The organism is Acidaminobacter sp. JC074 (assembly GCF_022496765.1).
In the GTDB taxonomy this organism is placed as follows: domain Bacteria; phylum Bacillota; class Clostridia; order Peptostreptococcales; family Acidaminobacteraceae; genus JABXKX01.
Genome location: NZ_VANV01000043.1, coordinates 19,209 through 27,425, shown reverse-complemented (window position 1 = coordinate 27,425; position 8,217 = coordinate 19,209). Strand labels below are relative to the sequence as shown.

General features: G+C 33.9%; 6 protein-coding genes. All 6 read left to right on the top strand.

Going from position 1 to position 8,217, the window contains the following annotated elements; all coding sequences use genetic code 11:
- Positions 1 to 299: 299 nt before the first annotated feature.
- Positions 300 to 1,310, top strand: a complete 1,011-nt coding sequence (locus EZV73_RS27660) for a LacI family DNA-binding transcriptional regulator (RefSeq protein ID WP_240843824.1) — start codon at positions 300 to 302, stop codon at positions 1,308 to 1,310.
- Positions 1,311 to 1,439: 129 nt separating this feature from the next.
- Positions 1,440 to 2,690: a sugar ABC transporter substrate-binding protein gene (locus EZV73_RS27655; protein ID WP_240843823.1), complete on the top strand. Its 1,251-nt coding sequence runs from the start codon at positions 1,440 to 1,442 to the stop codon at positions 2,688 to 2,690.
- Positions 2,691 to 2,738: 48 nt separating this feature from the next.
- Complete coding sequence (locus EZV73_RS27650) at positions 2,739 to 3,620, top strand: carbohydrate ABC transporter permease (protein WP_240843822.1); 882 nt, start codon at positions 2,739 to 2,741, stop codon at positions 3,618 to 3,620.
- Positions 3,613 to 4,437, top strand: a complete 825-nt coding sequence (locus EZV73_RS27645) for a carbohydrate ABC transporter permease (RefSeq protein ID WP_240843821.1) — start codon at positions 3,613 to 3,615, stop codon at positions 4,435 to 4,437. Before EZV73_RS27650 ends, EZV73_RS27645 begins: the two co-directional genes overlap by 8 nt.
- Positions 4,437 to 6,260, top strand: coding sequence for a hypothetical protein (locus tag EZV73_RS27640; protein ID WP_240843820.1), 1,824 nt, complete (start codon positions 4,437 to 4,439; stop codon positions 6,258 to 6,260). Before EZV73_RS27645 ends, EZV73_RS27640 begins: the two co-directional genes overlap by 1 nt.
- Positions 6,257 to 8,176: a TIM-barrel domain-containing protein gene (locus EZV73_RS27635; protein ID WP_240843819.1), complete on the top strand. Its 1,920-nt coding sequence runs from the start codon at positions 6,257 to 6,259 to the stop codon at positions 8,174 to 8,176. The genes EZV73_RS27640 and EZV73_RS27635 overlap by 4 nt, the downstream gene beginning before the upstream one ends.
- The last annotated feature ends 41 nt before the right edge of the window (positions 8,177 to 8,217 follow it).

The window sequence follows — 8,217 nt, the reverse complement described above, 5'->3', positions numbered from 1 at the left end:
TAACATTTATCAGAAATAATTATATTTGGGTCTTTTAAATCTAGTAAATCTCGTATAAAATCAGTATTAGGCATGAGAGTTCTCCTTTATATTAGTTTTTGTGGTGATTACATTATAAAGTATATGAACTTCTCATGTCTTATTTTTTTGTAAATAAATAATGGTGTGAGTTTTCACCCACACCAAAAATTATGGAACCTTTTTTTATGTTTTCAGAAAGTTATTTTTTTTATTTGACAAATGCGAATACGTGTTATATAGTTTAGGTATAACGTTAAACCTAATTAGAAAGTGATATGATGGCTACTATAAAAGAAATAGCAAAGTTGGCTGGTGTTAGCCCAATGACAGTATCAAATGTCATTAATAAAAAACATAATAAAGTCTCAACAAAAACGATTGAGAAGGTAGAGCAGGTTATTAGAGATTTAGATTATGTACCGAATATGTCTGCAAGAACATTGGTTTCAAAGAGTTCGCATATAATTGTTTTAATAATTCCTCAAACTCTAGATGATGATCCTGATAAAGACTATGCCATGCATAATCCATTCTATGGTGAAATGATTAACAGTATTGAATACAATCTTAGGATTAACAAGTATTACATGATGTTAAGATTTGTTTCAGAGGACGAGGTCTATGTAGAGTCATTAAAATTATGGAATGCAGATGGTGTAATTGTTCTAGGTACAGATCAAAATCAATTTGATCTTAATCTAAAAAAATTGGCTATTCCTTTTGTAATGATAGATTCATATGTTGATGATGCTGAGCGTTACTGCAGTGTTGTGAATGATGATAGAAATGGCGGCAAGCTTGCTGCTGATTATCTATTAGATAGAGGTTGTGAAAATCTTGGTATTGTTTGTACAGATATTTCATCAAAAGGTGTATCACAAGAAAGATACAATGGTTTTGTAGAAGGATTAAGTCTTAGAAATAAAGAGCTGGAACAAAAGCATATATTTCTTGGGTATCCTTCCTATGAGTATGGACTTAAGATATCAAAAGCAATTGCAGAAAGTAATTTAGATGGTGTGTTTGCCTTTTCTGATATGATGGCATTTGGCATCATTGAAGGTTTAAAAAATCTTGGTAAGCGTGTACCTGAAGATATATCAGTTATTGGTTACGATGGTCTGTTTGTAAGTGAAATTAGTAGTCCTAAGCTTACAACCGTCAAACAAAACATCTATGAGAAGGGTAAGGCAACTGTCGATTTGATGTTGAAAGTTATTAAAGATAAAGACTATATTGATAATGTAGTCCTACCTGTTGGTTTATTAGAAAAAGAGTCAGTAAAATGATTTTTTTTTAGACGATGGTATAACGTTAAACTAGAAAGTGAAAGTGTACGATATTGTGTCAAGTAATAGAAATTTACATAATTACTTGAGTAATATAAAATTTAATAGGAAAATGAAGGGAGAAGATGTATGAGAAACTTAGTTAAAATCTTGATATTATCACTTGCTATGATGTTGGTATTGATTGGCTGCAGTGATTCAACCGATGGTTCAGGAGATGATGGTGTAACTACGATAACATTTATGAACTATTCATCATCAGGTGCAAATGAAGAGACACTAATGAAAATGGTTAATGAGTTTGAAAGTAAAAATCCAAACATCAAAGTTGATGTTAGAACATATGGTTTTGGTGATTACTTCCAGCAGCTAGCAACAACAATTGCTGGTAATTCTACACCAGACGTATTTGAGTTGAATATTGAAAACTTTAGAGCATATCAAAGTAAAGGTGTAATTGCACAAATAGAAGGTGCTGATACTTCTCAAATACATCCTACAACTCTTAAAGCATTTGCAATAGATGGCAAGCAATACGGTTTACCAACTAAATTTTCTAATGTAGTGATGATCTATAATAAGGATTTATTTGATCAGGCTGGTTTAGGATATCCTACAAAAGACTGGACATGGGATGACGAGTTAGAGGCAGCAAAACAGATTAGAGCCTTAGGTGAAGACTACTTTGGTGTATTTAGACCAATTCAAACGTGGGAGTTCTACAAGACTGTCGAGCAAAATGGTGGTTCTATGATGAATGACTCACAGACTGCTTACACAATCAACTCAGATGAAAATGTGCAAGCACTTCAAATGATGATAGACAGAATCAATGATACGAATGTAACGCCTAATGCAGATCAAATGGGCGGTATGGGTGACTGGGATCTATTTAAGTCTGGTCGTTTAGGTATGATTGTTACAGGTATCTGGGCATTCCCTGATTTCACTGAAAATTGTGATTTTAACTGGGATATCGTTGTAGAACCTGGTATTGATGAAAAAGCAACACATTTCTTCTCAGATGCGATAGTAGTTAGTGAGAAATCTTCTAAGAAAGAAGCAGCAGTTAAGTTCGCATCATTTATTTCAGGTAGTTCAGAAGCAGCAAAAATCAGGTTAGACGCAAACTGGGATTTACCAGTTGCATTAACTGATGATGTGACAGAAACCTACTTAAGTGTTACACCACCAGAAAATAAACAAGCGGTAATTGATTCATTAGATTATTTAGTAATGCCGCCATCTTTAGAAGATTTTAGTGCCATTGCAGATACATTAGGTAGTTATTTAGAGCAGGCGCTAGCTGGTAAAATGACACCTAAAGAAGCATTAGATAAGGCACAAGAGGATATTTCATCTAAATATCCAGTTGAGTAATAAATAAGGCTCTTCTCCTAGAAGAGCCCTATCTTTGAAGGAGGTCAGATGAAGCTATTTTTGACAAGAAACTATAAATGGGTATTGATTTTCTTAATTCCCAGCTTATTAGGATACCTAATATTTTCACTTATTCCAATGCTCTCAACGGTATACTTAAGTTTGACATCTTGGGATATAATCAGTGGATCTCCAGAACTAATAGGATTTGATAACTTTATTCAGGTTTTTACAACTCAAGAGTTTTATAATGTCATGGGTAATACCTTTAAGTACATCCTCATCTATATTCCATTGATGATTATCACATCCTTATTTGTGGCCTATTTGTTCAACACGGATGTAAAGGGTGTCGGTTTTTTTAGAGTACTCTTATTCATTCCAGTGCTTACTTCCTGGGTAGCTGGTGCTATGATTTGGAGGACTGCCCTGAGTACACAATATGGGCTTGTTAACAACATATTAGATATGTTTGGCATCACTGGACCAGGTTGGTTGACTGATACAAAATGGTCAATGGTTTCCATTGCTTTGGTCAGTGTTTGGAAGGATCTTGGATTCTTTTCGCTAATCCTCTTTGGTGGTTTAAGAGGAATAGATAAGTCTGTCTTAGAAGCTGCTAAAGTTGATGGCGCTAACAGTTGGCAGGTATTTAAGAGTATCACATTTCCTTTGGTAACACCGACTTTATTCTTTGTAGTAATTACTGCAATCATTAACTCCTTCCAGTTGTTCCCTCAAGTGATGGTTATGACAGAAGGTGGACCACTCGGATCAACTCAGGTTATGGTTGAAAGAATATATAATTACGGTTTTAGATATTATCAAATGGGTTATGCTGCAGCTTTAGCAGTTGTCTTATTTGTTATTATATTGGTCATTACATTGATTCAAATGAAGTTACAAAAAAAGTGGGTGTACTATGAATAAAAATCTTAGATTAAAAAATTATACAGTGATTTTCATTTTAATGGGTATCACCCTGGTTAGTTTGATTCCTTTCTTCTGGATGATTTCAACTTCCTTAAAGGACAGTGGAGCTATTATGTCTATCCCGATTGAATGGATTCCAAAAGAAGTATCATTTGATTCATATGTAAAAATATTTACTAAAATACCTTTTTTAAAGTCACTAGGCAACAGTATTTTAATCACTCTATTTTCCACAGTAATAACGATTTTATCATCAAGTATGGCAGCTTTTGTTTTTGCTAAGTTTGATTTTAAATTCAAGAAGCTACTATTTACACTTTACTTGGCAAGTATGATGATTCCAATTCAGGTGACAGGAATTCCAATTTTTATTATTTTAACAAAGTTAGGCCTTACCAATACTTATTTGGGTGTCATTATGCCATCGGTATTTAATGTATTTGCTATCTTCTTACTAAGACAGTATATGACCAATATTCCTGATGCTTATATTGAAGCAGCCATATTAGATGGTGCTAACTTTGTACAAGTATATAGAAAAGTGGTTATGCCCATGAGTACCATACCTCTTACTACCTTATTCGTAATTAATTTCATGAATTATTGGAACGACTATTTCTGGCCTTTGATTGTTTTAACAAATCCGGATAAAATGACTTTACCAGTTATCTTGAGTAAAATGAACTCGCAGTATGCAACTGAATACAACACATTGATGGCAGGTGCTTTAGTATCTTTAGTACCGATATTAATTGTTTATGCATTTTCACAAAAGTACTTTATTCAAGGGCTTCAAGAAGGAGGCATAAAATAATGAAATATCCTGGACTTGCCTATATAGGAAGTGGCAAAATGACTGGTCTTTATGGCTTAAATGAAACCATACATGATCAGAAATCTATAGGCTTACAGCATTTATATATAGATGATTATCAAACAGATTTTATCTACTCAGCAACAAGTGTTGTTAAGTTAGATGACAAGTGTTATTACGGTGATAGGATTAAACCACGAAGTGGTCATCCAATAAAAAGAGAAAGCGACAAAACTTATTGTAAAGAGGGCTTTTCATTTGTAGATGAGTTTTACTATGACAGGTTTAAAAAGACTGATTCAGTTTATTGTATGGATGACTACCACTTTGTTTTTAATTGTGAAGTGACTAATACAAGTGATGATGTTTTAGAAGTAGAAGTTGCGTGTCTTGTCATAACAACAGCGAATGATTTTAGTTTAAGTAAAAGTGGAGATAATGTTTCTATAAGTACAAGAGGGAAAACACTATTTATTTCTTCAAAGGAAACGGATATGACCTGTCGTGTTTCAAAAGATGCACCAAGTGGATTTATGTATCACGGGATTCAAGATATATTATTTGGTGAAAACGAATTCATAGGAAGTAAGATTTCAAGCAACGAACCTTTAGCGGTATCTCTATCAAAAAAGATATTATTACATCCAAATGAATCTTATAATTTTAGCTGGAGCATTAGCACAAAAGATCATAAGATAAACTATGATAAATCTTTTATAGCTGCAAAAGACTATTGGTCAAAATGGCTATCAGAATCAGAGTCTAGTGTAGAAAAAGAGATAATAAACAACTTAATTGCAATTAAGGCAATCAACATGAAAGGCTTTATACCTGCTGATTTAACAGGCCATTATTTTGCCAGTGATGATGTTTGTTTCTATGTAAGAGATGCGCTTCATGGTGCTAGAGCTTTTTTATATAGCGGTCACTACAAAGAGTGCAAGGAAATTGTAGATGTCGTCTCAAAGTTATCAAGAAGAGATAATCACGAGATTTTCCAAAGATACAACTCAAAACTTTTACCTGATGAAGGGGCTAATAATAATGTCTTTTCACAAATAGATTTTATTGGTTATTTATTGAGACTTGTTGCGGATTATTATCACCTTACTGGAGAGTTACTAATTGATACGGATGAGTTATTAAGAGAAGTTATGATACTTGATGATATTCCAAGTAAAAAAGGTTTGTATGGTCCTGAAGGTGGCGTGAATGAGGGGGTTTATGGCCCAGCTTATATTACCTCAACAAATATCTTCATTGCAGGTGGACTGATGGGTTTAATTGAAATTTTAGAAAAACTTCATAAAGAAGAGAGTCTTGACTACATCTTAAGAAAAGTAGACAAACTTATAGAAGGTATAAATGGGACCTTTTTAGAAGATAATTATTATGGATATGGTTACGTAGATTATCACGATCAATTGGTCAAGCGATATGATACACCTCAGTTGTTTGGAGCAAGCTTAGGTTATCCTGTAGATGAAAACTACAGAAAAAGCTTTTACACTTTAACAGATATTGCAACGTATCATGGATATGGTTATGGCTATAGTGAGCAAGAATACCATGACGGACCTTGGGTCTTTAACACATCATTTGCAGCACAGACAGCTTATATTCTAGGAGATAAGGCGCTTTATGATCATATTATAAATTGGTTGAATGATCATAAAAACAAGTATGGTCTACTGCCTGAGGCCATTGATGCCAGAGATGAAGAAAGGTCTTTTATCAACCCATTGATGTGGGCAAATGCAGAATATATCTGTGCAAAGTATTCAAATGTTATTGCGCATCTTAGAAATGGAGGAAGTCATTGATTTTAAACCAATATAGTTTAGACTTAAATGAAGTTTGCAGTGTTGAAGACATCAAGATAGATTTTGGAGAATCAATTCTTATAGAAACATCTTATGACAAGGTTTATGGACTGGGCGAAAGATACAACACACTTAATCATAAGGGGCATAAGGTTGTTAATGTTGTAGAAGAAGTTTTCTGTAATCAAGGGGATAAAACTTACTTTCCTTTACCTTTTTTTATGTTAGATAATGGTTATGGTATATTCATTGATACTAAAAAAGTTATTAGTTTTGATTTTGGAGAAAACATTAAAATAGAGCTAGAAGACCGTGATCCATCGACTTTGTATTTACTAAAAGGTTCTTACAAGGAAATGATTAAAGATTTTCTAGAACTAACTGGTCAAACTAAGAAAGCACCCAAGTGGGTATTTGGCCCTTGGATATCAGCACATCGCTGGAACTCACAGGCAATAGTTGATGATGTCAGAACCAAGTTAAAGGATTTAAGAATTCCTGTCACTGCAATGGTTTTAGAACAATGGTCAGATGAGGCAACTTTCTATATTTTTAATGGTGCAAAATATCCAGATAAACAGTATCTAAGTTATGAGGACTTTGACTTTAGTGAGTCGCCATGGCCAAATCCTAAAGAGATGGTTGATCAGCTCCATAAAGACGGCATAAAACTTTTGTTATGGCAGTGTCCTGTTGTAAAGTATATACCGGACGATGAACCCTTTAATGCACGCCATGAAAAAGAGTGGCAGTATACTAAAAAAAATAAGATGGTTATTCAAAAGGGTAAAAAAGCATATGAGATTCCTGATGGCAACTGGTTTAATGGCTCTATGATCCCTGATTATTCCAACAAGGAAACTTTAAGCTGGTGGTTTAAAAATAGACAGTATCTTATAGATATTGGTGTAGATGGTTTTAAGACTGATGGTGGTGAGTTCATCCATACACATGCTTTTAACTGCTTAGGAGATACTCATAAGGCGCTTAAAAATAATTATTCCCTTGAGTATGTAAAAGCTTATTCAGACTTCTTAGGAAAAGACAGGGTTGCTTTTAGTCGCGCAGGCTATTTAGGGCAACAGGCTTATTCTCTTCAATGGGCAGGTGATCAAAAGTCAACTTTTAAAGAGCTTCAGTCAGTTTATAAAGCAGGTATTAATGCCAGCTTGGCAGGTCAGATAAATTGGGGTTTTGATATTGCAGGTTTCTCAGGTGAATTACCATCGGTAGAACTTTATTACAGATCCAATCAAATGGCTGTCTTTACACCCATTATGCAGGTACACAGTGAACCTGTAGGCGGTCAATTTTCAGCTGTAGATCCTATAAGAAAGTTCAACAATGAAAGAACTATCTGGAATATGGCCGGTGATGATCAAGAGCTCTTAAATGATATTAGAAGCTTGTATAACTTAAGAATGAATCTTCTTCCATATACTTATTCAGAGTATTTAAAAGCTCTAGAAGAAAAGACCACATTGATGAAACACATGAATATTGATTATGAAGGTACTTATCCTGAAAGTCAGTATGTATATGGCGACTTAATAATAGCCCCAGTATTGAAAGAAAACCAAGATAAACTGGAAGTTAAGTTTCCTCCGGGCAAGTATTATAATATATTTACCAATGAAGAAGTAGTTGACGTACACATCGAACATGATATTGGTTTGAATGACCTATTTGCATTTATAAGAGAAGGCAGTGCTTTGGTTACCCAAAATAGTAGACTATTCGTTACAGAAATTAATAATAGTCTAGATTATAAAAGCTTGCATTTTAGCTTGTATGGTGATTCAGGTTCCTATAGGTTTGTTGATGAGAAAAATGATTTCATAATTACTTGGCATGATGAGAACATTAAAATTCAAGGTAAGAAAAACCTAGAGGTATCATACGAAATGATAAGGTAACTTAGTTACTTACAGATTTTGATAAGCATATAAGAGCTGGT

What these genes read in the sequence shown, in the direction of transcription:
- EZV73_RS27660 (WP_240843824.1), top strand. Translation starts at nt 300, where the DNA reads ATGGCTACTATAAAAGAAATAGCAAAGTTGGCTGGTGTTAGCCCAATG.
- EZV73_RS27655 (WP_240843823.1), top strand. Translation starts at nt 1,440, where the DNA reads ATGAGAAACTTAGTTAAAATCTTGATATTATCACTTGCTATGATGTTG.
- EZV73_RS27650 (WP_240843822.1), top strand. Translation starts at nt 2,739, where the DNA reads ATGAAGCTATTTTTGACAAGAAACTATAAATGGGTATTGATTTTCTTA.
- EZV73_RS27645 (WP_240843821.1), top strand. Translation starts at nt 3,613, where the DNA reads ATGAATAAAAATCTTAGATTAAAAAATTATACAGTGATTTTCATTTTA.
- EZV73_RS27640 (WP_240843820.1), top strand. Translation starts at nt 4,437, where the DNA reads ATGAAATATCCTGGACTTGCCTATATAGGAAGTGGCAAAATGACTGGT.